The organism is Rhizobium grahamii (genome assembly GCF_009498215.1).
GTDB lineage: Bacteria > Pseudomonadota > Alphaproteobacteria > Rhizobiales > Rhizobiaceae > Rhizobium > Rhizobium grahamii_A.
Map to the genome: position 1 here is coordinate 3,464,598 of NZ_CP043498.1, position 26,797 is coordinate 3,491,394.

General features: G+C 61.1%; 27 protein-coding genes, 1 other RNA gene and 1 pseudogene. 19 read left to right on the plus strand and 10 right to left on the minus strand.

The window, feature by feature from the left end; genetic code table 11:
• Positions 1 to 98: 98 nt before the first annotated feature.
• Positions 99 to 1,046, plus strand: a complete 948-nt coding sequence (locus FZ934_RS16640) for an AEC family transporter (RefSeq protein ID WP_153271971.1) — start codon at positions 99 to 101, stop codon at positions 1,044 to 1,046.
• Between the two features lie 53 nt (positions 1,047 to 1,099).
• Here FZ934_RS16640 and FZ934_RS16645 read toward each other — a convergent pair.
• Positions 1,100 to 1,674 (minus strand): annotated as a pseudogene (locus FZ934_RS16645) (c-type cytochrome).
• A gap of 154 nt (positions 1,675 to 1,828) precedes the next feature.
• Here FZ934_RS16645 and FZ934_RS16650 point away from each other — a divergent pair.
• Complete coding sequence (locus tag FZ934_RS16650) at positions 1,829 to 2,584, plus strand: 3-deoxy-manno-octulosonate cytidylyltransferase (RefSeq protein WP_153271972.1); 756 nt, start codon at positions 1,829 to 1,831, stop codon at positions 2,582 to 2,584.
• A 10-nt stretch (positions 2,585 to 2,594) separates the two neighbouring features.
• Positions 2,595 to 3,461 (plus strand): prephenate dehydratase, encoded by an 867-nt coding sequence (locus FZ934_RS16655; protein ID WP_113362047.1) that lies wholly within the window; start codon positions 2,595 to 2,597, stop codon positions 3,459 to 3,461.
• A 35-nt stretch (positions 3,462 to 3,496) separates the two neighbouring features.
• On the opposite strand, the gene FZ934_RS16660 is transcribed toward FZ934_RS16655, so the two are convergent.
• The 5 genes from FZ934_RS16660 to FZ934_RS16680 form a co-directional block, all read right to left on the minus strand.
• On the minus strand, positions 3,497 to 3,865 hold the full coding sequence (locus tag FZ934_RS16660; protein WP_056815735.1) for a VOC family protein: 369 nt from the start codon (positions 3,863 to 3,865) through the stop codon (positions 3,497 to 3,499).
• A 104-nt stretch (positions 3,866 to 3,969) separates the two neighbouring features.
• Positions 3,970 to 4,194 (minus strand): hypothetical protein, encoded by a 225-nt coding sequence (locus FZ934_RS16665; protein WP_113362048.1) that lies wholly within the window; start codon positions 4,192 to 4,194, stop codon positions 3,970 to 3,972.
• A gap of 71 nt (positions 4,195 to 4,265) precedes the next feature.
• Positions 4,266 to 4,949, minus strand: a complete 684-nt coding sequence (locus FZ934_RS16670) for a helix-turn-helix transcriptional regulator (RefSeq protein WP_153271973.1) — start codon at positions 4,947 to 4,949, stop codon at positions 4,266 to 4,268.
• Positions 4,950 to 4,970: 21 nt separating this feature from the next.
• Complete coding sequence (nudC, locus tag FZ934_RS16675; protein WP_153271974.1) at positions 4,971 to 5,933, minus strand: NAD(+) diphosphatase; 963 nt, start codon at positions 5,931 to 5,933, stop codon at positions 4,971 to 4,973.
• A complete protein-coding gene (locus FZ934_RS16680) occupies positions 5,930 to 6,340 on the minus strand; it encodes an HIT domain-containing protein (RefSeq protein WP_113362051.1) in 411 nt (136 codons plus the stop codon). Before FZ934_RS16680 ends, nudC begins: the two co-directional genes overlap by 4 nt.
• An 89-nt stretch (positions 6,341 to 6,429) precedes the next feature.
• Here FZ934_RS16680 and ffs point away from each other — a divergent pair.
• From ffs to FZ934_RS16700, 4 genes are all read left to right on the plus strand, one after another.
• Positions 6,430 to 6,526: signal recognition particle sRNA small type (gene ffs / locus FZ934_RS16685), an RNA gene on the plus strand.
• A 46-nt stretch (positions 6,527 to 6,572) separates the two neighbouring features.
• A complete protein-coding gene (locus tag FZ934_RS16690) occupies positions 6,573 to 8,441 on the plus strand; it encodes a DNA polymerase III subunit gamma/tau (RefSeq protein WP_153271975.1) in 1,869 nt (622 codons plus the stop codon).
• 22 nt (positions 8,442 to 8,463) lie between these two features.
• Positions 8,464 to 8,787, plus strand: a complete 324-nt coding sequence (locus FZ934_RS16695; RefSeq protein ID WP_153271976.1) for a YbaB/EbfC family nucleoid-associated protein — start codon at positions 8,464 to 8,466, stop codon at positions 8,785 to 8,787.
• Between the two features lie 66 nt (positions 8,788 to 8,853).
• Positions 8,854 to 9,465 (plus strand): LysE family translocator, encoded by a 612-nt coding sequence (locus FZ934_RS16700; protein ID WP_153271977.1) that lies wholly within the window; start codon positions 8,854 to 8,856, stop codon positions 9,463 to 9,465.
• Here FZ934_RS16700 and FZ934_RS16705 read toward each other — a convergent pair whose 3' ends face one another.
• Together FZ934_RS16705 and FZ934_RS16710 are read right to left on the minus strand one after the other, a co-directional pair.
• Positions 9,466 to 10,002 carry a DUF992 domain-containing protein gene (locus FZ934_RS16705; protein WP_153271978.1) on the minus strand — a complete coding sequence of 179 codons (537 nt, stop codon included), beginning with the start codon at positions 10,000 to 10,002 and terminating at the stop codon, positions 9,466 to 9,468.
• Positions 10,003 to 10,083: 81 nt separating this feature from the next.
• Complete coding sequence (locus FZ934_RS16710; protein ID WP_153271979.1) at positions 10,084 to 10,566, minus strand: Lrp/AsnC family transcriptional regulator; 483 nt, start codon at positions 10,564 to 10,566, stop codon at positions 10,084 to 10,086.
• A 113-nt stretch (positions 10,567 to 10,679) separates the two neighbouring features.
• Here FZ934_RS16710 and FZ934_RS16715 point away from each other — a divergent pair, with 113 nt between their 5' ends.
• Positions 10,680 to 11,216 (plus strand): RBBP9/YdeN family alpha/beta hydrolase, encoded by a 537-nt coding sequence (locus FZ934_RS16715; protein WP_153271980.1) that lies wholly within the window; start codon positions 10,680 to 10,682, stop codon positions 11,214 to 11,216.
• On the opposite strand, the gene FZ934_RS16720 is transcribed toward FZ934_RS16715, so the two are convergent.
• Positions 11,213 to 11,833 (minus strand): MOSC domain-containing protein, encoded by a 621-nt coding sequence (locus tag FZ934_RS16720; protein ID WP_153271981.1) that lies wholly within the window; start codon positions 11,831 to 11,833, stop codon positions 11,213 to 11,215. The two genes, FZ934_RS16715 and FZ934_RS16720, sit on opposite strands and share 4 nt — an antisense overlap.
• 57 nt (positions 11,834 to 11,890) lie before the next feature.
• Here FZ934_RS16720 and recR point away from each other — a divergent pair, with 57 nt between their 5' ends.
• A complete protein-coding gene (gene recR / locus FZ934_RS16725) occupies positions 11,891 to 12,496 on the plus strand; it encodes a recombination mediator RecR (protein WP_153271982.1) in 606 nt (201 codons plus the stop codon).
• Between the two features lie 8 nt (positions 12,497 to 12,504).
• Complete coding sequence (locus FZ934_RS16730) at positions 12,505 to 13,758, plus strand: lytic murein transglycosylase (RefSeq protein ID WP_153271983.1); 1,254 nt, start codon at positions 12,505 to 12,507, stop codon at positions 13,756 to 13,758.
• A 58-nt stretch (positions 13,759 to 13,816) separates the two neighbouring features.
• Here FZ934_RS16730 and FZ934_RS16735 read toward each other — a convergent pair whose 3' ends face one another.
• Positions 13,817 to 15,448 carry an MFS transporter gene (locus tag FZ934_RS16735; protein WP_153271984.1) on the minus strand — a complete coding sequence of 544 codons (1,632 nt, stop codon included), beginning with the start codon at positions 15,446 to 15,448 and terminating at the stop codon, positions 13,817 to 13,819.
• A 223-nt stretch (positions 15,449 to 15,671) separates the two neighbouring features.
• On the opposite strand from FZ934_RS16735, the gene rimP reads away from it, so the two are divergent.
• From rimP to pnp, 9 genes are all read left to right on the plus strand, one after another.
• On the plus strand, positions 15,672 to 16,277 hold the full coding sequence (rimP, locus tag FZ934_RS16740) for a ribosome maturation factor RimP (RefSeq protein ID WP_153271985.1): 606 nt from the start codon (positions 15,672 to 15,674) through the stop codon (positions 16,275 to 16,277).
• Positions 16,278 to 16,337: 60 nt separating this feature from the next.
• On the plus strand, positions 16,338 to 17,942 hold the full coding sequence (gene nusA, locus FZ934_RS16745; RefSeq protein WP_153271986.1) for a transcription termination factor NusA: 1,605 nt from the start codon (positions 16,338 to 16,340) through the stop codon (positions 17,940 to 17,942).
• On the plus strand, positions 17,942 to 18,631 hold the full coding sequence (locus tag FZ934_RS16750) for an RNA-binding protein (protein WP_113362062.1): 690 nt from the start codon (positions 17,942 to 17,944) through the stop codon (positions 18,629 to 18,631). Before nusA ends, FZ934_RS16750 begins: the two co-directional genes overlap by 1 nt.
• 102 nt (positions 18,632 to 18,733) lie before the next feature.
• Positions 18,734 to 21,481: a translation initiation factor IF-2 gene (gene infB / locus FZ934_RS16755; protein ID WP_153271987.1), complete on the plus strand. Its 2,748-nt coding sequence runs from the start codon at positions 18,734 to 18,736 to the stop codon at positions 21,479 to 21,481.
• A 74-nt stretch (positions 21,482 to 21,555) separates the two neighbouring features.
• Complete coding sequence (gene rbfA / locus FZ934_RS16760; protein ID WP_056815785.1) at positions 21,556 to 21,966, plus strand: 30S ribosome-binding factor RbfA; 411 nt, start codon at positions 21,556 to 21,558, stop codon at positions 21,964 to 21,966.
• Positions 21,967 to 21,979: 13 nt separating this feature from the next.
• Positions 21,980 to 22,912, plus strand: coding sequence for a tRNA pseudouridine(55) synthase TruB (gene truB / locus FZ934_RS16765; protein WP_153271988.1), 933 nt, complete (start codon positions 21,980 to 21,982; stop codon positions 22,910 to 22,912).
• A 130-nt stretch (positions 22,913 to 23,042) separates the two neighbouring features.
• Entirely contained in the window at positions 23,043 to 23,894 is an 852-nt protein-coding gene (locus FZ934_RS16770) for an alpha/beta fold hydrolase (protein WP_153271989.1), read from the plus strand.
• Positions 23,895 to 24,052: 158 nt separating this feature from the next.
• Positions 24,053 to 24,322 carry a 30S ribosomal protein S15 gene (gene rpsO / locus FZ934_RS16775; RefSeq protein ID WP_026283114.1) on the plus strand — a complete coding sequence of 90 codons (270 nt, stop codon included), beginning with the start codon at positions 24,053 to 24,055 and terminating at the stop codon, positions 24,320 to 24,322.
• Positions 24,323 to 24,639: 317 nt separating this feature from the next.
• Positions 24,640 to 26,781 (plus strand): polyribonucleotide nucleotidyltransferase, encoded by a 2,142-nt coding sequence (pnp, locus tag FZ934_RS16780; protein ID WP_153271990.1) that lies wholly within the window; start codon positions 24,640 to 24,642, stop codon positions 26,779 to 26,781.
• The last annotated feature ends 16 nt before the right edge of the window (positions 26,782 to 26,797 follow it).

Sequence of the window (26,797 nt, forward strand, 5' to 3'; positions counted from 1 at the left end):
GGCGAGCCCCGCTTTTTTTGTTTTTGTCGGATGTCGGTTTGTCATCGAAGGCGGTTTGCTGTTACGCATAGCGATCTCTCGCAAGGCAGCCGTTCTGAATGTCAGCCATAATCTTTGACGTCCTTCCCATCTTCATCATGATCCTGATCGGCTGGCTGACGGTCAAGGCGAAGCTGATGAAGGCGGAAATCGGCGATGCCCTCAGCGAGTTCGTGTTCAAGATTGCGGTGCCGCTGCTGCTGTTTCGGACAATCGCCGCCGCCGATTTTCACGGAGCATCGCCCTTCCGTCTCTGGATCGCCTATTTCTCCGGCGTGGCGGTGACATGGATCGCCGCGCATATCGCGGCGACGCGGTTTTTCGGACGCGACGACCGCATCGGGGTTCTTGCCGGCGTCTCCTCCGCCTTTGCCAACACCATCTTCATCGGCTTGCCGCTCGTGCAGCGAACGGTCGGCGACAAGGGGTTGGTGCCGCTCTCGATCCTGATTGCTGTGCATCTGCCGGTCATGATGATTATCGGAACGATCATGATGGAACGCGCCGAGCACAAGATCGGCGGCAAGCAGGAGCGCAGTATCGCCAAGGTGGTCGGGCAGATCGCGCAGAACCTCGTGAGAAATCCGCTGGTCATCGGTCTGGCTGCCGGCGCGGCGATGCATCTCCTAGGGCTTCAAATTCCCGGCCCGGTAAAGCTGATCGTCGATCAGATCGCCGGCGTCGCGGGTCCGGTCGCGCTTATCTCGCTCGGCATGGCGCTTGAGAAATACGGAATCTCCGGCAATGCCGGCATTGCCAGCGTCACCTCGGCCTTCAAGCTATTGTTGCTGCCGGCTTGCGTCTGGACGGCAAGCAACCTGCTCGGATTGGAAAGCGACTGGACGGCCGCTCTGGTGTTGATCTCTGCAGTTCCGACGGGCGTAAATGCCTGGCTGATTGCTAACCGTTTCGGTGTCGGTCACAGCCTGGCTGCATCGACCATAACGCTGACCACGGCGCTCGGCGCGATCTCGGTATCGTTCTGGGCTTATCTTCTGGGTGCATAGCAAAAAGCCCGGCACGAGCCGGGCTTTGATGTTCTTTCAGACCTAGACGACGCTTACTGCGTGGCGCTGTCTGGCGCGTTCGGATCCGGAAGCGCAACCGGAGAGTCAGCCAGCGTGTGAAGATAGAGGATGACGTTGGCGCGATCCGTATCTTTCGGAAGACCGGCAAAGCCCATGGCCGTGCCTGCGACATATTTCTTCGGCGCGGTCAGGAAGTGGCTCAGGTGGTCGAACGTCCACTTTTCGCTGCCACCCTTGGAGAAATCCTTCATAGCCGACGAATAGGCAAAGCCTTCATGCGTCGCGATTGGACGATCGACGAGACCATAGAGGTTCGGCCCGACTTTGTTCGGCCCCCCTTGGTCGCGTCATGACAGGCCTGACACTTCTTGAAGACAACTTCGCCGGCTTTCGCATCGGCCTTGGCAAGCAATTGCGCGATCGGAACGGCTGCCGCCGGCGCTGCTTCGCCGCCACCCGAGGCGGATGCCTCTTCGGCTACGATTGCAAAGCCTTCCTTCTCCGGATTCTCCGAGTGAAAGATCCCCTCCGATGCGATAGAGACGGACATCAGGACGAACACCGTCCCGAGCAGCGCCCCCACCGCCGTATTCACGTAAGAATTCATCTGCAATGCTCCCCTTGCAGCCGGCAGACATAACACCGGACCATCTTGAAATCGCGCGGAACCTATGTCTTTTGGCTATCCGTTGCAACAGTGTTAATCGGCTGCTGCGTGAGACTTTTTGACACTTTTCCGCCCGGATTAGAAGGCCCGAACAATGACAAGTCCAAATTTAGATGACGTGCTCGTTCTGATACCCGCGCGCATGGCATCGACCCGCCTTCCCGGCAAACCGCTGGCCGATATTTGCGGACTGCCGATGGTCGTGCAGGTGGCATTGCGGGCTAAGGAAGCCGCGATCGGACGAGTCGTCGTCGCCGTTGACGACCAGGAGGTGTTCGACGTGGTCGCCGCCGCGGGCTTCGAAGTCATCATGACGAGCAAGGATCACCAGTCCGGTTCGGACCGCATCTACGAAGCGCTGATGAAGGTCGACCCCGAGGGACGTGCGAAATTCATCGTCAATGTACAGGGCGATCTGCCGACGATCGAGCCTGAAACCGTTCGTGCCGCTTTACGGCCGCTGGAAGATCCGGCAGTCGATATCGGCACGCTGACGATCGAGATCGAGGAAGAAGCGGACAAGACCGCCCCTCATATCGTCAAGATCGTTGGGTCGCCTCTATCCGAGAGCCGTCTCAAGGCGCTTTATTTCACACGCGCCACAGCGCCCTACGGCGACGGACCGCTCTATCACCACATCGGCCTGTATGCCTACCGGCGTTCGGCCCTGGAGCGCTTCGTGACGCTCAAGCCTTCGGTGCTGGAAAAGCGCGAATCGCTCGAGCAGCTTCGCGCGCTCGAAGCCGGCATGCGCATCGATGTCGAGATCGTTGACACGGTTCCGCTCGGTGTCGATACTCCCGCCGACCTAGAAAAGGCGCGGCGCATTCTCGCCGCTAGAACGAAGTGACGGATCTTCCATGAATATCAAGACCAACAGGATCGCCTTCCAGGGCGAGTTCGGCGCGAACTCCGATATGGCGTGCCGCGACATGTTTCCGACCATGGAGCCGCTGCCGTGTCAGACGTTTGAAGATGCGTTCGTAGCCATCGAAAACGGTGATGCCGATATCGGCATGATTCCGATCGAGAACACCATCGCCGGTCGCGTCGCCGATATTCATCACCTGCTGCCGGAATCGCGGCTGCATATCATCGGCGAGTATTTCATGCCGATCCGCTTCCAGCTGATGGTGCTTCCGGGCGTCACGAAGGACGAGATCCGCACGGTTCACAGCCATATCCATGCGCTTGGTCAGTGCCGCAAGATCGTCCGTTCGCACGGCTGGAAGCCTGTCATCGCCGGCGACACTGCCGGTGCGGCCAAGCTCGTCCAGGAAACCGGCGATCGCTCCATGGCGGCACTTGCGCCGCGTTTGGCCGCGGATCTCTATGGCCTGGATATCGTTGCTGAAAACGTCGAAGACACCGAGGACAATGTCACCCGCTTCGTCATTCTTTCAAGGGATGAGGAATGGGCGCATCGTAGCTCGGCGGAAGAAAAGCTCGTGACGACGTTCGTGTTCAACGTTCGCAACATCCCTGCAGCGCTCTATAAGGCGCTGGGCGGTTTCGCGACGAACAACATCAACATGACGAAGCTCGAAAGCTATCAGCTCGGCGGCAAATTCGTTGCGACGCAGTTCTATGCCGATATCGAAGGGCATCCGAACGATCCCAACGTTCGCCGTGCGCTTGAAGAACTGCGCTTCTTCTCGGAGAAGGTCCGTATTCTCGGCGTCTACAAGGGCCACCCGATGCGCGGCCAGTTGCAGCTGCAGAAATGAGAAAGGGCGCCTAGGGCGCCCTTCTTGTTGCAAGCTTATTTATCCGGCTCACAGACGCGCAATCGATGGCCGTCGGGGTCGAGGACGACGAAGGTCGGGCCGAAATCCAGATCCGTCAGCTCCTGGGCGATTGGCAGCTGTCGCTTCTGCCAGTCCTGATAGAGCGTCGAAACGCCATTCTCGCCGGGAACCATGAAGGCGATCTCCGCCCGGCTACCGGTGGCGGATGGCTGCGGCGCAACCTTGCTCAGCCGCCAGAGACCGAGCGTGAAACCGCCGTCGAGCGCGAACGCCACGAAGTTGGGCGCTTCGGCGACCGGATCGCGACCGAGAAGAGATCTGTAGAAGGCGGCGCTCTCGGCGGGGTTCTTGACGTAGAGGATGATAAGATTTGGGCTGTTCATCGGATGTCCCTCGCATTGACGTGACGGGTTCGGGCAAAGCGCCGCTGCGTTTGCAGCGGCGTGCTGTGCCGTTGTCCTGGGAGATGTGTGGTTATCGGTTGCCGCTAGCCTTCCTGGCAGGGGCGGCGGCCCCAGTCGACGAAACCAAGATCCCGTTTCATCGTCTCTGACATGGCTTCCGGATCGAGGCGCGGATATCTGTTTTCCGCCATCCGGCGCGATGCATTCAGCATCATCCGCAAGAGCGGCGAATGCGGATAGCCGGCTGCTTCATGCTCGTCAGCGCGATTCTCGTGTGTCGATTGGGTGAAGTGCAGGTTCGTCATCATCGGTGCTCCTGTTTGGATTGGTACCGATAATAGCGCTGACCACTGTCAGTTTATGGCAGTAGCAAGCGTCCTCATGGAGCGATGTCCTGCTGGTCCCGCCATTCTTTCAGGAGCACGGCGCGGCGGCGCGGATAACGCCCTTCCTGCGGGCTCATTTCGATGATGCGGTCAGTACGGAAGTGCCTGTAATCCTGGCGTAATTCGCACCACGCCACGATGACGCGCACATGTTCGAAATAGCTCAGCGCGAAGGGCCAGACGCTGCGGACAGAGACGGCTCCGCTTTCGTCCGAATAGGTTAGTTTGAGAATCCGTTCGCTGCGGATTGCTTTGCGGATGGCATCAAGATCGGCCTTGTCTGCGATTGGCGGCCGCATGTGCACCAGAAGCGTCGAAGCCTCGAGATCGTCGCGCATCTCACGCGGCAGAACGTCGGCGATCTTGGCGAGAGCATCGGCACCGGCAGCGGCCAAGCGTGGATCGGCGATCCGGGCAACCCATCTTGATCCGAGAACGAGTGCCTCGATCTCGTCCTGGGAAAACATCATCGGCGGCAGCATGAAGCCCGGCTTCAGCACGTAACCAAGCCCGGGCTCTCCCTCGATAAGGGCGCCCTGCGCTTGCAGGCTGGCGATGTCGCGATAGAGCGTACGGATGCTGACGCCCGTCTCCGTTGCCAAAACGGCACCGCTGACGGGGCGGCGATAACGCCGCAGCGTCTGCAGCAAAGTCAGAAGGCGTTCGGAACGTGCCATGTCACGTGCCTCTGGTGGCGCTTAGGGCTTCTTCCACTCGATCCAGTCGCGCATCAGTCGATGGGCGATCGCGCCCTTGGGCGGCGGTGCCTTGCCTGATGTGCCCGGGCGTTCGAGCATCTCGAGGGTTTCTTCGCGTGTAAACCAGCGGCAGTCTTCCAGTTCCTGCCCGTCGAACTTGATGGCCTGCGATTTTGCCTCGGCGTAGCAGCCGATCATCAGCGAATGCGGCATCGGCCAGGGCTGCGAGGCATGATAGCGAATGCGCCCGGTGTGGATTGCAGACTCTTCCAGAGTCTCGCGCCGTACCGCGTTTTCGATCGTTTCGCCGGGCTCGACGAAGCCGGCGAGACAGGAATACATGCCTGGCGCGAAATGTGGGCTACGGCCGAGAAGGCAAAGATCGCGTGCTTCGTCGATAACAAGCATGATGACGACGGGATCGGTGCGCGGAAAGATCTCGTGCTCGCAGGCCGAACACACCCGCTTGTACCCGCCGATGTGCGTTTCCATGCCTGAACCGCAGCGGCCACAAAACTTGTTGTCCCGGTTCCAGCGAATGAGGCTGGCGCCTTGCGCGAACTCGCCAAGCAACACGTCGTCGATCAGCATCTCGCGAAACAGCGAACGCCCGTCCGCCGGCTTGTACTGGCTGGTAAGTTCTTCCTCCGGAACGCCGACCGGAACCGCAAGCCGTGGTTCGCCCGACTTTCGGTAGCCGAGCAGCACCGTCTCATCCCAATTCGGACGCAGGTCCTTCAGCTCATATCGTGCAAACAGCGGATCGAGCACCTGTCCATCGTGCTTCAGGACCAGCTTGTCTCCGGCGAAGGCGAAGATGTGCGTCCCTTCCTTCGCCAGCGCCTTGTCGACGGATGTCTCGTCGCGATGCTCTGAATCGCGCGTGAGGTCGTTGGCGGCGAAGGCAGTCAGGCTGCTGGGTTCCGGATGCGGAACATCCGAATCGAAAAGCGAACGGCTCATGATGAAAGGGCTTCCCGCAACGTCTCTATAAATGCATCTCTCTTATCCGCCACATAGGGTTCCGCCTTGCCAAATCCCCAAACCGGGTTCGGCCAATTGGCATCGCCGTCGAAGCGGGCAATGACGTGAACATGAAGCTGGCGGACGATATTGCCAAGAGCCCCGATATTGATTTTTGTCGCGCCCGTGATCTTCTTCAGCGCTGACGCAACCATATCGGTCTCGAATGTCAGCATCACCTGATCGAGCGGCGTCAATTCGAAGATTTCCGTAATGTCGGCGCGTCGCGGCACGAGGATCAGCCACGGCCAGCGGGCATCCTTCGACAGCCGAAGCTCACACAGCCCCGTGCGCATGACGGCGTCGCTGTCGCTTTCCAACCGGCGGTCGAGCTTGAAATCGTCCAACAGGCATTCCTCCAGAGTTTTCCTCAGGCTAGCAGTTTTTTTCGGCCTTGGCTTGCTTTTGATCGCGATATTGCCGATATGTGCCTTCGGGAGGTTGGTGGTGGACGAGCCACTCGCCAACCGGGTCAGGTCCGGAAGGAAGCAGCCCTAACGAGCCCGGCACGGGTCATCGTGCCAGCCTCCCACCCTTCTCTCCATTCTTGCCCGGGCAGTCCGGGCGCTAAGCAGGGCGATGAGCGACACCGAGCGACAATCACAAGATGCCGCCTCGACGGGCACCGGATACCGGGTGCTGGCACGCAAATACCGCCCCAAGGACTTCACGGATCTGATGGTCGGCCAGGAGCCGATGGTCCAGACCTTGACCAACGCCTTCGAGACCGGCCGCATCGCGCAAGCCTACATGCTGACCGGCGTTCGCGGGGTCGGCAAGACGACGACGGCCCGCATTCTGGCGCGTGCGCTGAACTACAAGACTGCTGAGATCGACAAGCCGACGATCGATCTGCGGATCCCCGGCGAGCATTGCCAGGCGATTATGGAAGGCCGCCATGTCGATGTTATCGAGATGGACGCCGCATCGCATACCGGTATCGACGATATCCGAGAAATCATCGAGCAGGTGCGCTACCGTCCGGTGTCGGCGCGCTACAAGGTCTACATCATCGACGAAGTGCACATGCTCTCGACGCAGGCCTTCAACGGTCTGCTGAAGACGCTCGAAGAGCCGCCGGAGCATGTGAAGTTCATCTTCGCGACGACCGAGATCCGCAAGGTGCCGATCACGGTCCTGTCCCGCTGTCAGCGTTTCGATCTGCGTCGCATCAGTGCCTCCGATCTCGTTGGCCTGTTCACCACGATTGCATCGAAGGAAGGCATCGAGGCAGAGCCCGACGCACTGGCGATGATCGCGCGCGCGGCGGAAGGCTCGGCGCGCGACGGTCTCTCGCTACTGGATCAGGCAATCGCCCATGGCGGCGGCGCCGTGTTGACCGAAGCCGTACGCGGCATGCTCGGCCTCGCCGACCGCGCCCGCATTGTCGATCTCTTTCATCACATCATCAAAGGCGATGTCGCAGCGGCACTCCGCGAATTTGAAAGCCAGTATGAAGCAGGCGCTAATCCTGTTGCCGTACTTACCGACCTTGCCGATTTCACGCATCTCGTCACGCGCCTGAAATATGTGCCTGACGCCGCGAACGACCCTTCGCTCAGCGAGATCGAACGCACCAAGGCTGCGGAATTCGCCCAGGGCGTTGCGGTCACCGCCTTGTCGCGCATATGGCAGATGCTGCTGAAGGGTATTCCGGAAGCGGAAGGCTCCTCGCGCCCGGCCGGTGCGGCCGAAATGGTCTTGATCCGCTTGGCGCACGCGGCGCATCTGCCGGCACCCGAGGATGCCGCCCGTCGTATCGCGGAATTCTCCGACACGAACGGTGGCGGTCGACCGTCAGCGCCGTCAGGCAATGGCGGCGGTGGTGCAACGGTCAACTATCAGGGCAACCTGGCCGCACGATCGACAGAGTCTATTCCGCGGCCGCAGCCCGCAGGCCCGACCGCCATGCTGCGCGCCGTGCCGAACCCCGATCCGCAGAACATACCGGTTGGTCGAAGCGAAACGAAGCCTGCCGAGGCACCGAAGCCTCTGGTATCCGTCAATTCGATCGCCGATATTGCTAACCTCGCCGGTGACAAGCGCGACGTGAAGGTCAAGGCGCTGGTGCGCAATTTCGTCCGACCTGTTCGGATCGAGCCCGGCCGCCTCGACGTCAATCTGACCGAAGGCGCTCCGGGTACGCTGCTGAACGAGTTGGCGGTCAAGCTCAAGGAATGGACTGGCATCCATTGGATCGTCAGCCTCAGCCGTGAGCCGGGTCAGCCGACGATGGTCGAGGCGGAAGCCAACACCAAGGCACAGCAAGTCAGCGACGCGCGCCAGGATCCTGACGTCGCGGCAATTCTGGCCCAGTTTCCGGGCGCCAAGATCATTGACGTGCGCGTGCGGGCACCGGAAGCGGAGGAGGAAGAGGAGGCCAAGGCACCTGCCGCTGCCGAATCCGACGAAGGCGATATCCTGCCGGGCGACGATGTAATTTTCTGAGTTATCGAGAAGGAGCAAGACGATGCGCGACATCATGGGCATGATGGGCAAAGTCAAGGAAATGCAGGCCAAGATGGAGAAGATGCAGGCGGAAATCGCCGAGCTCCATGCCGAAGGCAAGTCGGGCGGTGGCCTTGTGAACGTGATCCTCAACGGCAAGGGCGAGATGCAGAGCCTGAAGATCGACCCCTCCCTCTTCAAGGAAGATGATGTCGAGATCCTCGAGGACCTGATCGTTGCCGCCCACAAGGATGCCAAGGACAAGGCAGAGGCCGCAGCTGCCGAGAAGACGAAGGCGCTGACGGCAGGCCTGCCGATCCCTCCCGGCTTCAAGATGCCGTTCTGATCTGCCGCTAGACGCCTGGACGATGCTGGCCGGCGGAGCGGTTCGCCGCGCCATAGGAGGTTGAATATGACTTTGGCGAGCCTGTTCGTTTTCGCCTGCGCGCTCTTCGTGGCGGCAGGCTCTCCTGGGCCGAGTGTCGCGGCACTTGTTGCGCGTGTCATTTCCAAGGGCGCGCGCGACGTTCTTCCCTTTCTGGCAGCCATGTGGGTCGGTGAAGCAATCTGGCTGACCTGTGCTGTCGCCGGCTTGGCCGCGATCGCCGAAACCTTCCACTATGCCTTCGTTGCCATCAAATGGCTTGGCGTTTGCTATCTGCTCTATCTTGCATGGAAGATGTGGTTCGCCTCACCCGATGGAGAAGGCGAGGCGCTGCCGGATACCCAATCACCCCTGAAGCTCTTCTTCGCCGGAATGACCGTGACGCTCGGCAACCCCAAGATCATGATGTTCTACATGGCGCTGCTGCCGTCCATCATTGATGTTCGCGCCGTAACTATTGCCGGCTGGGCTGAGCTTGTCGCGACGATGTTCCTGGTGCTGATCGTCATCGATATCAGCTGGACGCTGCTTGCGGCCAAGGCCAGAGGCTTTCTGAAGAGCCGCCGGGCGGTCCGCATGGCAAATCGCGCGAGCGCCGGCACGATGGCCGGCGCCGCTGTTGCAATAGCGATGCGCTGATTACTTCGTGTGCTTTTGAGTGTGATGCTTCGCGGGTTTCGCTTTCGGCGGTGGCGGCTCGTAAGTCAGCTTCATGTTGGCGATACCTGCCGCGACATTGAGGCCCGACGTCCCCTCGACCGATAGCGGCTGCAGGGCAACCGAACCATCGAGGCCGCCGGCGAGCACGTTCGTTCCGAGCCCAAGCCCGATCGTCGCATTGGCGGCGACACCTGAATAACTGCCTTGCAGAACGCCGTCCGCATGGTTTGTCGGGGCATAGACATACCAGATCAGCGAACCACCCTTCAGCACGCCGATGTCGACGCCGATCTTGGTAATCGTTCCCTTGTAGTGCTCCACGGGACCCGGCTGCGATGGCGTGAACATGCAATTGATGTCTCGTTTCGACCCTAGGATCAGGCCGAAACCCTCCGAAATATCGCAGGTGAGGGAGCCGGCCTGCACGCGCGTGGCAGCCGCCGCCGGCGTTGCGGACATGCCCGCCCCAGCGATAGCAACACCAAATATGGCAACGGTGATTTTGAGAACGGACATGCGAGCCTCCTTCGATTGGCATTTCCGTTCGGAGGCATTTAGGCGAGGAGCCCATCACAGCAAGGGCGAGCGCATTCGAGCCTAGCGCTCGTTCCTCGTTTGCCGGATGAGATCGCGGCCGATCGGCTTCGCCGGCTCGCTCCTCAGCACCAGCGATGTCGTCACCGCCCCATGGCGCGCAACAGTATCAACGATCGCCTCGAGATCGGACGGAGTCGGAACGAGTACTTTCAGAATGAAGCAGTCCTCACCTGTCAGCCGTAGCACCTCGATCACCTGCGGCATCTCGGAAAAAAGCTTGAGGCAGGGACGGATATGCTCATGCGTCGTGCGCAGTCGGACGATCGCCATCATCCCCAATCCCACGGCTGCCGCATTGATACGGGCCCCATAACCTTCGATGATCCCGCGCTCCTCCAACCGTTTCAGCCGCTCCGATGTCGCGGGCTGTGACAGGCCGATCTTGCGGCCAAGTTCGGAAACGGAGATCCGGCCGTCCTGCTGCATGATCTCGATGATTGAAAAGTCGGTCGGGTCCAGTTGTCGGTCGATTGGCTCATTCATGGCTTGGTCGCCTGTGATTCATCGGTTTCGACAAGTCTTTCCCGATACATTCGTATGTCAAGCATGCGCCGTCGCGTGTCAGTCTGATGATTGGCAGCGAGAAGGAAAATTGGATGAGAGACATAGTTATGGTGCCAGGAATCGGCGGCTCGGACGATGAGCACTGGCAATCGCGATGGCAGACGGCGGATCGAAGGATACGGCGCATCGCGCCGTCGAGTTGGGAGCAGCCGGAATTGGACGATTGGATCGCGGCACTGGAGGGCGAGGTCGAGCAATCGGGTGCCCCGCCGCTGCTTGTCGCGCACAGTCTTGGGTGCCTTCTAGTGGCCCATTGGGCGGCCAGAACAGCCCGTCAGGCGGCAGGTGCGGTGTTCGTCGCACCGCCGGATCCAGCGGAAGCCGTCTTCCCCGCCGAAGCATCAGGCTTCGCTTCCGCGCCGCAGCGCGCTTTGTCCTTTCCGTCGCTCGTCATAGCGAGCACCAATGATGCCTACGGTTCTCTCACCTACGCTCGTGCATTGGCGACTGCCTGGGGCAGCGCGTTTGCCGAGGTAGGCGCGCGTGGGCATCTGAACGGCAATAGCGGGCTAGGCGATTGGCCTGAGGGTAGGCAGATGGTCGCCGCGTTCGAAGCGACACTCGCCTAGCCGGCCTGTGCGTTCAGTATATCGCGAAGCTTGTAGTGGATCGGGGCCGCGAGATAGCGGTTGCGATCCTGCGGTGCGAGAACCTTGCCGAAAGTGGCGATCATTTCTGGCATGGTCACCTTTTCACCGCCATAGCGGAGATGCTCGACCGGCATTCCGGCGGCAATCGTCCCGCCGTTGAGCACACGGCAATAGATGCCCGGTCGGGCGGCTTTGGTGTAGCGCTTCACGAAGCCCGGGTCGCCCATGCGCGCGGCGAACGTCGCGCAAGGGATACGCGCGCTGGTAACCTCCAAAACAAGATCGTCGGCTATGAATCGGTCTCCGACGCAAACGATCCGGTTGTCGAGGCCTGCGATCACCATGTTCTCGCCAAATGTGCCGGCTTCGACCAGTCGTCCCAGTTCTGCCGACCACCAGTCGAGCGTCAGCGATCCCTCGAGATAGACCGCCTGGTCGACGCCGCCATGGTGCTTCCGGTTGCAGATGGCGTCACCAACCAATCCCTCGGCATCGACAAGCACGCTGCCGCCGATCGGATGCTTGTAGATGCCCGTCTTGTAGCTCTTGCCGGGCAGACGCTCGGCATTGCCGATGCAGACGGCGAGGATTTTCATTTGATCGGCTCTTCCAACCTGTTTCCGTTTTTGCAGCATATGGGCTAATAACCGCTCATGGCAAAGCGAGTCACCGGCCCCGAAATCGAAAAACTGATCCAGCTTCTGGCGAAGGTGCCGGGCCTAGGCCCACGCTCCGCGCGCCGCGCTGCCTTGCATCTGATCAAGAAGAAGGACCAGCTGCTTGGACCTTTGTCGAATGCGATGGGCGAGGCCTACGACAAGGTGAAGATCTGCTCGCGTTGCGGCAATGTCGATACGGTCGATCCCTGCACCGTCTGCACGGATGACCGACGCGACCAGTCCGTCATCATCGTTGTCGAGGATGTTTCCGACCTCTGGGCGTTGGAACGCGCCGCAGTGCTGAACGCGGCCTACCATGTTCTCGGCGGCACCCTGTCGCCGTTGGACGGCGTCGGGCCTGATGATCTCAACATTCGCGGCCTGATCGAGCGGGTCACGGCGGGCGGCATTCGCGAGCTCATCATCGCCGTCAATGCCACGGTCGAGGGACAAACGACAGCACACTATATAACGGACCAGCTGACCGGGCTGGACGTCAAGATCACGCGGCTTGCCCACGGCGTCCCCGTCGGCGGCGAGCTTGATTATCTTGACGAGGGAACGCTTCAGGCGGCGCTCAGGGCACGCACGGCAATCTAGGGGGAAGCATGAATAAGCGCATTTTCGGCCGCCTTTTGACCGCGACGGCGGCGCTTCTGGCGCTGTCATGCACGCCGGTACTTTCCGCGTCGAAGGCCGATGTCGAAGCGCAGTTCGAGAAATGGGTGCAGAACGATCTCTGGCCGGAAGCACGGAAGAACGGCATTTCGGAACGGGCATTCCGTGCGTCGTTCGCCGGCGTCGAACTCAATTGGACCCTGACGGATCTCGCTCCTCCCGGCTTTCCGCCGCCCAAGGAGCAGAAGCAGACGCAGGCCGAATTTTCCTCTCCGGCACCCTATTTCAATGATGATCGGCTGAAGCGGTTGGCTGCCACCGGCCGCGGCTTTGCTTCGCAATATGCCTCGGCGTTGAAGAAGATCGAGAAAACCTACGGGGTTCCCGGGTCGATCGTGCTGGCTGTCTGGGGACGCGAAACGGGGTTCGGTGCGGCGAAAATCCCGAACTCGGCAATCGAGGTGCTGGCGACCAAGGCTTTCATGTCGACGCGCAAGGAGATGTTCCGTACCGAACTTCTTGCCGCCCTGCACATCATCGATCGTGGCGACGCAACGCCGGCCGAATTCAAGGGGTCGTCCGCCGGGGCGCTCGGCCAGCCGCAATTCATGCCGACCAGCTATCTGAAGTATGCTGTCGATTTCGATGGCGACGGCCATCCGAATATCTGGACGTCGGTCCCCGACACCCTTGCCTCAATCGCCAACTTCCTGGCGCAGAAGGGCTGGCAGCGCGGCCGAGGCTGGGGCTACGAGGTAACGATCCCGGCGCAGGTATCCTGCGCGCAGGAAGGGCCGGATCTGGCCAAGCCGGTGTCGCACTGGGCATCGCTCGGCATTGTCAGAATATCGGGCAAGGCTTTCCCTTCAGATGAAGGCAAGGCATCCGGGATGATGCTCGTCCCGGCTGGTCGTGACGGGCCGGAATTCATTGTCACGCCGAATTTCTACGTGATCAAGGAATACAACAACTCCGATCTCTACGCGCTTTACATCGGCAACCTCGCGGATCGGATCGCCTATGGTTCCGGCTCTTTCCAAGGGCCGTGGGGCGATGTCGGCAAGATGCTCAGATCCGACGTCGCGACGATGCAGAAGGCACTCGAGAAAAAGGGCTACGACGTCGGCGGTTCCGACGGGTTGCCCGGCTACAAGACGCGCAGGTCGATCGGCCAGTGGCAGGAAAAGAATGGCATCAAGCCGACCTGCTATCCCGAGGCGTCGATGATCGGAAAGTTGAAGTAGGTCTAGAGGCTACGCTTCAGACCTTTCTAGCTCGCAATAGACCCCAGTATGGTCTGCCTCAATGGTGGAGGTCGATCGGCGCCTTGTAGAAGACGTCGTCATTGGGCGGGATTGCCTGGCGCTCGATCAGTCGGTGTACCTGCGGCAGGTCTTCACCCCGGTGCAGGTCGCGCAGCCGCTCGATGTTCTCTGCGTCTGCCTGCGTGCGCCGTTGATTGTGCCTGATATATTCGACCCAGGTCGGGGTGTGGTAGGTCTCCGTCCACCGTCCCGGCTTCTCTAGGTCGCGCATCAGGGCCCAGTTGCGGGCGCCATCACGAATACGGATGCGCCGCCGCTCGCCCATCAGCGCCAGAAATTCCGGCACGTCGGCATCGGCGATCTCATAGTCGATCTGGACGACGATGGGGCCACTGCGCGGCGTGATATCGAGGCCGAGCGCCGGCTCGGTGAAGCGGTTCAGCGGATCGAGGTTGAGCGAGGCAAAGGCCGGCATCGAAAAGCGCAGGCCAATCACTATGCCGAACAGCATGACAAGGGCGGAGATCAGCAGCGCATCGGAAACGCCATAGGTGTCGGCGGCAACGCCCCAGATCCAGCTGCCGCCGGCAATGCCGCCGAAGGTCACCGTCTGATAGAGTGACAGAGCGCGACCGACGACCCAGCGCGGCGTCGACAGCTGCACGATTGTATTGAACAACGACAGCGCCAGGACCCAGCAGGCGCCTGAGATCACCAGTCCGGCGCAGGTCAACGCGGCGATCGGGCTGAAGGCCGCGATCGTGGCGCTGACGGCGAAGCCGGTGAAGGACATGCGCACGATCGTCTCGCTCGAGAAGCGTTCGCGCAGCCGGTCATTCAGTATCGCGCCGCCGATCGCCCCGATACCGAAGGAGCCGAGCATCAGGCCGTAGGTCAGTGGACCGCCGACAACGAGGTCGATCGCCACGATCGGCAGCAGCGCCAGGATGGAACTGGCGCTGATCCCGAATATGAGGCCACGCAGCAGCACCTTCTGAAGATTGGGCGACATCGACACGTAGCGGAGGCCCGCGAAGACCGCACTGCCAAGTGTCTCGCGTGGCAGAGTGGAAACCGGCAGGTTCGGCTTCCAGCGCACCAGCGCGTAGATCAGCGCAAAGTAGCTAACTGTATTGACCGCAAAGGCCGCTGCCGCGCCGGCGGCCGCCACGATGACGCCGCCGATCGCCGGGCCGACGCTGCGGGTGATGTTGAAGCCGACGCTGTTAAGCGTGACGGCTGCAGGCAGGTCGGCACGGGGCACCATATCTCCGACGGATGCCTGCCATGACGGGTTGTTCAATGCGGTGCCGCAGCCGATCAGAAACGTGAAGAAAAGCAGGAGCCACGGCGAAAGCCAGCCGAAATAGGCCGAAACGCTGAGCAGCGCTGAGACGCCGAGCATGAAGTATTGCGCGATCAGCATCACCCGACGCCGATCGAAGCTGTCGGCAAATGCCCCTGAAACCAGCGAGAAGAGCATGATCGGCAGCGCTGTCGAAGTCTGCACGAGTGCGACCATATTCTCCGAGGAGGTGATGGTCGTCATCATCCACGCCGCGCCAACGGCCTGGATAAGCCCTCCGAAGTTCGAGGCGATGCTTGCGAACCAGATCGTCCGGTAGGTCTCGTGCCGCAACGGCGCCAGTGTCGACGAAGTGTAAGACACGATCCCTCCCTAAGCGGTCCCATGAAGCCAATATATGCCGAAAGATGCCTCTGGCTAGCGCTGGGGCGCGTCCCGTGCTTGCGGACGGAGCTTGCATTTTCGGAAGAACGGGACTATATCGCTCTCAAATCTTGATCGTTTGATGAGGAGTGGGCCGCAAGGACCCGCTCTTTTTTATTACCGCGATCACCTAACATGCATGAAATTGCTAGGAGCGCATCGCTTGTCGGATCCGACGAACGCCAACAATGAACTTGAGCCGCGGCTTATCATCGAGACCGGTCTCGATCAGCGCCTTGCGGATATCATCGAGCCCGTGCTGATCGACCTCGGCTACCGTCTGGTGCGTGTCCGCATGCTCAACCAGAACGGCGCGACCATGCAGATCATGGCCGAGCGCAACGATGGAACGATGGACGTGGAAGGCTGCGAAGAGGTCTCCGTCGCCGTTTCTCCAGTTCTCGATGTGGAAGATCCGATCGATAGGGAGTATCATCTGGAAGTGTCGTCGCCCGGCATCGACCGCCCAATGGTGCGCAAGTCGGATTTCGTGCGCTGGCAGGGACATCTCCTGAAGTGTGAAACGTCGATCCTGGTCGGCGGCCGCAAGCGCTTCCGCGGGAAGATCCTCTCTAGCGACGTCGATGGCTTCACGCTTGAGCGTGATGAGGTTCCGGCCGGCGAGGAGAAGACGATCGTCATCCCATTCACGGCGCTTGCCGATGCGAAACTCATTCTGACCGACGATCTGATCCGTGATGCACTGCGCGCCGACAAGCTGGCGAAGGCAGAGGCCGCGAACCAGAACGACGCTGAAAACGAAGAATAACCGATCAACTTGTGGCGCTAGGGACGGGAACCCGGCAAGCCTAGACGGAGAAAAAAGACAATGGCAGTCAGTGCGAACCGGCTCGAACTTCTGCAGATCGCAGATGCAGTGGCGCGCGAAAAGGTCATCGACCGCGAGATCGTGCTTGCCGCGATGGCGGATGCGATCCAGAAGGCAGCGCGCTCCCGCTACGGCACCGAGTCCAACATCCGCGCCGACATCAACCCGAAGACCGGCGAGATCCGTCTTCAGCGTCTGCTCGAAGTTGTCGAGAAGGCCGAGGATTACTCGACGCAGATCCCGCTCGAACTGGCCCGCGACCGCAATCCGGATGCAGCCCTTGGCGATTTCATCGCCGATCCGCTGCCGCCGATGGATTTCGGCCGTATCGCCGCCCAGTCCGCCAAGCAGGTTATCGTCCAGAAGGTTCGCGAAGCGGAGCGTGATCGCCAGTTCGACGAGTTCAAGGATCGTGTCGGCGAAATCGTCAACGGCACCGTCAAGCGCGTCGAATACGGCAACGTCATCGTCGATCTCGGTCGTGGCGAAGGCATCATCCGCCGCGACGAAATGATCCCGCGCGAAAACGTCCGCTATGGCGATCGCGTCCGCGCATACGTATATGACGTTCGTCGTGAGCAGCGTGGCCCGCAGATCTTCCTGTCGCGCACGCATCCGCAGTTCATGGTCAAGCTCTTCACCATGGAAGTGCCGGAAATCTACGACGGCATCATTCAGGTGAAGTCGGTTGCTCGCGATCCGGGTTCGCGCGCCAAGATCGCCGTGATCTCGAACGACTCGTCGATCGATCCGGTTGGCGCCTGCGTCGGTATGCGTGGTTCGCGCGTTCAGGCCGTTGTCGGCGAACTCCAGGGCGAAAAGATCGACATCATTCCCTGGTCGCAGGATCCGGCGACCTTCGTCGTCAATGCCCTGCAGCCGGCTGAAGTCGCCAAGGTTGTTCTCGATGAAGATGCGGAACGCATCGAAGTCGTGGTTCCGGACGAGCAGCTGTCGCTCGCCATCGGCCGCCGCGGCCAGAACGTCCGTCTCGCCTCGCAGCTGACCGGCTGGGACATCGACATCATGACGGAAGCCGAAGAATCCGAGCGCCGTCAGAAGGAATTCAACGAGCGTACGAACCTGTTCATGGATTCGCTCGACGTCGACGAGATGGTCGGCCAGGTTCTGGCGTCGGAAGGCTTTGCTGCTGTTGAGGAACTGGCTTATGTCGATCTCGACGAAATCGCCTCGATCGACGGCTTCGACGAAGACACCGCGCAGGAAATCCAGACCCGCGCCCGCGAGTTCCTCGAAAAGCTCGAAGCCGAGATGGACGAGAAGCGCAAGGCGCTCGGCGTTGCCGACGAGCTGCGTAGCATCGATGGCATGACCGCCCAGATGATGGTCGCGCTCGGCGAAGACGGCATCAAGTCGGTCGAGGACTTCGCAGGCTGCGCAGCAGACGATCTCGTTGGCTGGAGCGAGCGCAAGAACGGCGAGACGAAGAAGTTCGAGGGTCTGTTCTCCAAGTTCGACGTATCGCGCGTCGAAGCTGAGCAGATGATCGTTCAGGCCCGCCTTGCTGCTGGCTGGATCACCGAAGAGGACCTCGCGAAGGACGCGGAAGCTGAAGAAGCTTCCGAGGTCGAGCAGGAAGTGTGATGTCCGCGCATGAGCCGGCCGTTTCGCCTGAGGATGATGATCTTGCAGGATATGACGGCAACGGTCGCATGTGCATCGTGACGCGCGAAAGCGGATCGCCGGATGAGCTGATCCGCTTCGTCGCTGCTCCCGATGGGACAGTGGTGGCTGACCTGAAGCGACAGCTTCCGGGGCGCGGCTGCTGGGTCAAGATCGACCGCTCGCTGGTCGAGAAGGCCGTGGCGAAGAAGTCCTTCGCCCGTGCCTTGAAGGCTGATGTGAAGGTATCCGCCGATCTCGGCGAGGTCGTTGAGAAGCTGCTTTCGCAGCAGCTGATGCAGATGATGAACATGGCTCGCAAGGCAGGCCAGTTCGTTACCGGCTCCGCGAAAGTGGATGCCGCCGTTAGAAGTGGAGCCGCAATCGCGGTGTTCCACGCCACGAATGCCGCCGAAGATGGCGTGAGAAAAATAGACCAGGCTCGCAAGGCCTGGCATCTCGGAATGGAAACCGAGGAAGAAATACCTTCCTTCCGTCTCTTCTCGGAGGACGAAATGGAAGGGGTGATGGGCCAGAACACTTTTATCCATGCTGCAGTGCTTGCAGGGCAGGCGGGTGAGGGTGTAGTGAAGCGCGCAAAGATGCTCGAACAGTACCGTAGTGGCGGTCAGTCCCGGGCACCGGGCGGCGCTGGCCGGCAAAAACAATGATACGGTCACCGGCATTGTCCGGCTGCTACATCATTGATCGACACTATTTGAACGACAGGGTTTGATGACGTCATCGCTCCCTGTCCGAAGGAACGGGAACGAATGACCGATAGCAATGACGACAAGACACTGAACGGACCGGGCAAGAAGACTCTGAGCCTGAAGCCGTCGGGAATAAGCCAGGGCACCGTGCGCCAGGATATGGGCCGCGGCCGCACCAAGGCGGTCGTTGTCGAGACCCGCAAGCGGCGTCCGATGCGTCCGGAAGACGAGCGCCCGATCACGCCCGTAGCCTCTACCGCTGCCCCGGTACGCACCGAAGCCGCTCCGAGCGTGCATCAGCCGCGCGCACCGCAGGCGCCGCAGCCGCGCATTCAGCCGGCCGGCGGCCAGCAGTCGCGTCCGCAGCAGCCATCTTCTCAGCCGCCGCGTCAGCAGGATCGTCCGCGTCCGGTGGTTCTGAACCATCTGTCGCCAGAGGAAATGGATGCACGCCGCCGCGCGCTTGCCATGGCACAGGTTCGCGATGCCGAAGATGCGGTTCGCCGCGCCGAAGACGAAAAGCGTCGTGCCGCTGAAGAAGCTGCGCGTCAGGCTGCCGAGGCTGAAGAAGCCAAGCGCCGCGCTGTAGAGGAAGCTGCTGCTCGTGTGGCGGAAGCTGCTGCCGCAGCCGCTGCTCCGGCTGAAGTTGCAACACCTGCCGCCGCGCCTCGCGCTGAAGCCCCACGCGTTCAGCCGTCGGCTCCTGCCGCACGCCGTCCCGATGGCGCGCCGTCGCCGGCCCAGGCGCGTCCCGCGCCGGGTGCCGCTGCACCCGGACCTGCCGGTCGCGGTCGCCGTGAGAATGATGACGATGATCGCGGCGCGGCGCGCTCCGGCGCTCCGGCCCGTGGCCGTGTCGTGCGCCCGGAACCGGCAAAGCCGGTTACCGCGCGTCCGAAGGGCGACGACGGCCGCCGCCAGGGCAAGCTGACGATCACCGCTGCGAGCACCGACGACGACGGTAACGCCCGTGGCCGTTCGATGGCTGCCATGCGCCGCCGTCAGGAAAAGTTCCGCCGCAGCCAGATGCAGGAAACCCGCGAAAAGGTTGTTCGCGAAGTTGTCCTGCCTGAGACCATCACCATTCAGGAACTGTCGCAGCGTATGTCTGAACGCGCCGTCGACGTCATCAAGTACCTGATGAAGGAAGGCCAGATGATGAAGCCGGGCGACGTCATCGACGCCGACCTCGCCGAACTCATCGCCGGTGAATTCGGCCATACCGTCAAGCGCGTTTCGGAATCCGACGTTGAAGAAGGCATCTTCAACCGGGCCGACGATGCCGGCGAGATGGTGTCGCGTCCGCCTGTCGTCACCATCATGGGTCACGTCGACCACGGCAAGACCTCGCTGCTCGACGCCATCCGTCAGGCAAACGTCGTCTCGGGCGAAGCTGGTGGCATCACCCAGCACATCGGTGCCTATCAGGTCGAACAGAACGGTCAGAAGATCACCTTCATCGACACCCCCGGCCATGCCGCCTTCACGGCCATGCGTGCCCGTGGTGCGCAGGCGACCGACATCGCGATCCTGGTGGTCGCGGCCGACGACAGCGTCATGCCGCAGACGATCGAATCCATCAATCACGCCAAGGCGGCTGGTGTTCCGATCATCGTGGCGATCAACAAGATCGACAAGCATGAAGCCAAGCCGGACAAGGTCCGTCAGCAGCTGTTGCAGCACGAAGTCTTCGTTGAATCGCTCGGCGGTGAAGTGCTCGACGTCGAAGTTTCGGCCAAGAACAAGACGAACCTCGACAAGCTGCTCGAAGCGGTACTGCTGCAGGCCGAAATCCTCGACCTCAAGGCCGACCCGACGCGTACCGCCGAAGGCACCGTCATCGAAGCCCAGCTCGACCGTGGCCGTGGTGCGGTTGCGACCGTGCTCGTCCAGAAGGGTACGTTGAAGCCCGGCCAGATCATCGTTGCCGGCGATCAGTGGGGCCGCGTTCGCGCCCTCGTCACCGACAAGGGCGATCACGTCAAGGAAGCCGGTCCGGCGACCCCGGTCGAAGTGCTCGGCCTGTCCGGCACGCCGGCCGCAGGTGACAAGTTCGCCGTGGTCGAGAACGAAAGCCGTGCTCGCGAGATCTCGGAATACCGCCAGCGTCTCGCACGCGACAAGGCGGCTGCCCGCCAGTCTGGTCAGCGCGGTTCGCTCGAGCAGATGATGATCAAGCTGCAGGATACCGGCTTCAAGGAATTCCCGCTGGTCATCAAGGGTGACGTGCAGGGTTCGATCGAAGCCATTGCCGGCGCGCTCGAGAAGCTCGGCAACGACGAAGTTCGTGCCCGCATCGTGCATTCGGGCGCTGGCGCCATCACGGAATCGGATATCTCGCTCGCCGAGGCATCCAACGCCGCGATCATCGGCTTCAACGTCCGTGCAAACGCCCAGGCCCGTGCCGCAGCCGAGCGCGAAGGCATCGAGATCCGCTACTACAACATCATCTACGATCTCGTGGATGACGTGAAGCAGGCGATGTCGGGTCTCCTTTCGCCGGAACGGCGCGAAACCTTCCTCGGCAATGCCGAGATCCTCGAGGTGTTCAACATCACGAAGGTCGGCAAGGTCGCAGGTTGCCGTGTCGTCGAAGGCAAGGTCGAGCGTGGTGCAGGCGTCCGCCTGGTTCGCGACAACGTCGTCATCCACGAAGGCAAGCTCAAGACGCTCAAGCGCTTCAAGGACGAAGTATCGGAAGTTCCGGTCGGTCAGGAATGCGGTATGGCCTTCGAGAACTACGAAGACATCCGCGCCGGCGACACGATCGAATGCTTCCGCGTCGAGCATATCACCCGCACGCTCTGATCGTGCGAGACTAGAACTGTGGACGGGCGCCGGATCATCCAGTCCGGCGCCCGAACCTTTTGAGGCAAAGAACAATGGCAACAAGACCAACAACCTCCGCACCTTCACAGCGCATGCTGCGCGTCGGCGAGCAGGTTCGCGCCGCCATCACGCAGGTTCTGCAGCGCGGCGAAGTGCGCGATGACGTGATCGAGAAGACCGTCATTTCGATCTCCGAAGTCCGCATGTCGACCGATCTGAAGGTCGCGACGGCCTTCGTCACGCCGCTCGGCGTCGCTGACCATGATGCGGTGATCGCGGCGTTGAACCGCCACGCCAAATACATCCGCGGCCGTCTTGGCCCGCAGCTCCGACAGATGAAATACATGCCGGAGGTCCGTTTCCGCGACGATACGAGCTTCGACAACTACAAGAAGATCGATGAGTTGCTGCGCTCGCCAGAGGTCCAGCGTGATCTCGACCACGGCGATACCGAAGAAAAATAGTAGAAGAGACTAGATGTCCAAACCACGTAAACCGAAGGGCCGCCCGATTTCGGGTTGGCTGATCCTTGATAAGCCGGTCGATTTCGGCTCCACCGAAGCCGTTTCCAAGATCAAGTGGCTGTTCAAGGCGCAGAAGTGCGGTCACGCGGGAACGCTTGATCCCTTGGCTTCGGGCATGCTGCCGATCGCGCTTGGCGATGCGACCAAGACCGTTCCCTACGTGATGGATGGCCGCAAGATCTACGAATTTACCGTGACGTGGGGTGAAGAGCGCGCAACCGACGATCTCGAAGGCGATGTAACGCATAGCTCCGACATCCGCCCAAGCGAACAGCAGATCCGCGATCTCCTGCCGAAGTACACTGGCGTCATCAGCCAGGTTCCGCCGCAGTTCTCCGCCATCAAGATTGCCGGCGAGCGCGCCTACGATCTGGCGCGCGAGGGCGAAGCCGTCGAGATTCCGTCCCGCGAAGTCGAGATTTTCCGTCTGACGCTCTTGTCCTGTCAGGACGTCAATACCGCGCACTTCGAAGTCGAGTGCGGCAAGGGCACCTATGTACGGGCACTCGCGCGCGATTTCGGCCGCGAACTCGGCTGTTATGGCCATATTTCCGGCCTGCGTCGCAGCTTTGTCGCGCCGTTTGCCGAAGACACCATGATACCGCTCGCCGATCTCATTGCCCTCGAGGCGGTCGAAGATGCCGACGAACGGCTGGCAGCTCTGGATGCGCTGCTGATCGACACCAGCGAGGCGCTCTCCTCGCTGCCGCATCTCGTCGTCAACGACGATCAGGCGCATAGGCTCAAGATGGGCAATCCGATCCTCGTACGTGGTCGCGATGCGCCGGTTGCCGAAAGCGAGGCCTATGCCACGTCGCGCGGCAAGCTGGTGGCGATCGGCGAGATCGGGCAGGGCGAGTTCCGCCCGAAGCGCGTCTTTGGCTGATCTTCGATAAACCTCTGGTTCCGGCTCGATCAAGGGCCAGGTAAACCAGAGATGGCAGTTGTCAGCCTTTGCCATTGAGATATGTTTCCCTGATCCGGGCCGCGGAGCCCTTTGGATCAGGGAGATCGTCATGCGCAGACTTGCAGCCGGCATCCTCATGTTCTTATCGGCGGTCTTGATGGCCGCGAGCGCTTATTCGGCGGAGCGCTGGGCGACGTTGCCAGCCTTCCCGCCAATGCCGGCCCCCAAGACGAGCGGTATGGCCCCCGTCAACGACATCAAGATGTACTACGCCGAGTACGGTGAAGGCGAGCCGATCCTGTTCATCCATGGCGGGCTCGGCAGCGCCGACGTCTGGGGCTACCAGGTAGCGGAGTTCGCCAGGGATCATCGGGTGATCGTCGCCGACAGCCGGGGACATGGCCGCTCGACACGCAGCCAGCAACCGTTTGGCTATGATCTGATGACCTCGGACTACGTTGCTTTGCTGAACTATCTGAAGCTCGACAAGGTGACGCTGGTCGGCTGGTCCGATGGCGGCATCATCGGTATCGACATGGCCATGAAGAACCCCGAAAAGCTCGCTCGCGTGATCACGCAGGCGGCAAACGTGACGACCGACGGCGTCAAGGCTGACGTCATGAACAACAAGACCTTCAGCGACTACATCAACGCGGCTGGCGAGACCTACAAGAAGCTGTCGCCGACGCCGAGCGAATATGATGCCTTCGTGACCCAGATCTCTGGCATGTGGGCAAGCCAGCCTGCCTGGACAGCCGACGACCTTGGCAAGATCAAGGTGCCCGTCACCGTGGCGATCGGCGATCACGACGAGGCCGTCAAGCTCGACCATACCGAGATGATGGCCAAGCAGATTCCAGGGGCCAAGTTGGTGATCCTCAAGGACGCAAGCCATTTCGCCATGCTGCAGGACCCGGACGGGTACAATGCCATGATCCGCGATGCCATGGCTGGAAAGTGACGAATCGGCCATGTGCCGCCATGCCTCTTTCCATTGCAGTGCATTTGGTTTATACGCAGCGCCAGCAATCGGGCTATGTCCGGATGCATTCGCGGCCAAAGCTGGACGACATCCCGGCTTTTGGCGACCTAATCTCCTCTCATAGAAAGGAACATCCGATGTCGATTACTGCTGAGCGTAAGACGGCTCTCATCAAGGAATACGCAACGTTCGAAGGCGATACCGGCTCTCCGGAAGTCCAGGTTGCCATCCTGACCGAGCGCATCAACAACCTCACGGAACACTTCAAGGGCCACAAGAAGGATAACCATTCCCGCCGTGGCCTGCTGACGATGGTTTCGAGCCGCCGCTCGCTTCTTGACTACCTCAAGAAGAAGAACGAAGGCCGTTACACCAAGCTGATCACCAGCCTGGGTATTCGCCGCTAATGATTTTTCGGCGGGCGCTCCCCTTGGGACGCCCGCCGGATTTTTTCCGGGGAGACTTCCCCACCCGCCACGCGTGGCGGATTGCCCGGCGGACCCGGATGGGCCGGTTCTGCCAAACCAACCGTTGACCTGTCATGGGGCAGGATTGCCGGATGCTTTCGTGCCAGGGCCTCACAGGCTTTGGCCCGATCTCTTTGAGGGATCGGTCATGCAAAGCCTCCCGTTGTCTTGCCCATGATGCGTCACACCGATTGCGGTTGACCGTGCGTCGTGCCTTGGAGGCGAGGTGCATGCTCCCGCATTGAAGGACAAGACATATGTTCGATACTCATAGTGTGGAAATCGAGTGGGCAGGCCGCCCGCTGAAGCTCGAAACCGGCAAGATCGCCCGTCAGGCTGACGGCGCCGTTCTCGCGACCTACGGCGAAACCGTGGTTCTCGCCACCGTCGTTTCGGCCAAGGCGCCGAAGCCAGGCCAGGACTTCTTCCCGCTGACCGTCAACTACCAGGAAAAGACCTACGCAGCCGGCAAGATCCCCGGCGGCTACTTCAAGCGCGAAGGCCGTCCGTCGGAAAACGAAACGCTGGTTTCGCGCCTGATCGACCGCCCGATCCGCCCGCTTTTCCCTGAAGGCTACAAGAACGACACGCAGGTCGTTGTCACGGTCGTCCAGCATGACCTTGAAAACAACCCGGACGTTCTGTCGATGGTTGCCGCTTCGGCCGCTCTGACGCTCTCTGGCGTTCCCTTCATGGGCCCCGTCGGCGGCGCGCGCGTCGGCTACATCAACGGCGAATACATCCTGAACCCGCATCTCGACGAGATGGACGAGTCGACCCTCGACCTCGTTGTCGCCGGTACCCACGACGCCGTTCTGATGGTTGAATCCGAAGCCAAGGAACTGAACGAAGAAATCATGCTCGGCGCCGTCATGTTCGGCCACCGTGGTTTCCAGCCGGTTCTCGACGCGATCATCAAGCTCGCCGAAGTGGCCGCCAAGGAGCCGCGCGACTTCCAGCCGGAAGATCATTCCGAACTCGAAGCCGAAATGCTGAAGCTGTTCGAAGACGAACTGCGCACCGCCTACAAGAACACCCAGAAGGCTGAACGCTACGCTGCTGTCGATGCCGTCAAGGCAAAGGTCAAGGCACACTTCTTCCCTGAAGGCGTGGAGCCGAAGTACACCGTCGAAGTCATCGGCGCCGTGTTCAAGCACCTGCAGGCGAAGATCGTTCGCTGGAACATCCTCGACACCAAGAGCCGCATCGACGGCCGCGACCTGTCGACCGTTCGTGCGATCGTCTCCGAAGTCGGCCTCCTGCCGCGCACCCACGGTTCTGCTCTCTTCACCCGCGGTGAAACGCAGGCGATCGTCGTTGCCACGCTCGGCACCGGCGAAGACGAACAGTACGTCGACAGCCTGACGGGCATGTACAAGGAGCGCTTCCTGCTCCATTACAACTTCCCTCCCTACTCGGTTGGCGAAACCGGCCGCATGGGCTCCCCGGGTCGTCGCGAAATCGGTCACGGCAAGCTCGCATGGCGCGCTATCCGCCCGATGCTTCCTTCGGCTGAGCAGTTCCCCTACACGCTGCGCGTCGTCTCCGAGATCACCGAGTCCAACGGCTCGTCCTCGATGGCAACCGTCTGCGGCACCTCGCTCGCTCTGATGGACGCCGGCGTTCCGCTCGCAAAGCCGGTTGCCGGCATCGCCATGGGCCTGATCCTCGAAGGTGACCGCTTCGCCGTTCTTTCCGACATCCTCGGCGACGAAGACCACCTCGGCGACATGGACTTCAAGGTTGCGGGCACGGCCGACGGCATCACCTCGCTGCAGATGGACATCAAGATCGCCGGTATCACCGAAGAGATCATGAAGGTCGCTCTCGGCCAGGCACAGGGCGGTCGTACGCACATCCTCGGCGAAATGTCGAAGGCGATCTCCGAAGGCCGCTCGCAGCTCGGCGAATTCGCTCCGCGCATCGAAGTCATGAACATTCCGGTCGACAAGATCCGTGAAGTCATCGGCTCCGGCGGCAAGGTCATCCGCGAAATTGTCGAAAAGACCGGCGCGAAGATCAACATCGAAGACGACGGCACCGTGAAGATCGCATCTTCGTCGGGCAAGGAAATCGAAGCGGCTCGCAAGTGGATCCACTCGATCGTTGCCGAGCCTGAAATCGGCGTCATCTACGAAGGCACCGTTGTGAAGACCGCCGACTTCGGCGCCTTCGTCAACTTCTTCGGCGCCCGCGACGGCCTAGTCCACATCTCGCAGCTCGCTTCCGAGCGGGTTGCCAAGACCCAGGACGTCGTCAAGGAAGGCCAGAAGGTTTGGGTCAAGCTTCTCGGCTTCGATGAGCGCGGCAAGGTCCGCCTGTCGATGAAGGTTGTCGACCAGGCAACCGGCCAGGAAATCCCTGCCGACAAGAAGAAGGAAGAAGCTGCAGCCGAATAAGCTGCGCCTTCCCTAG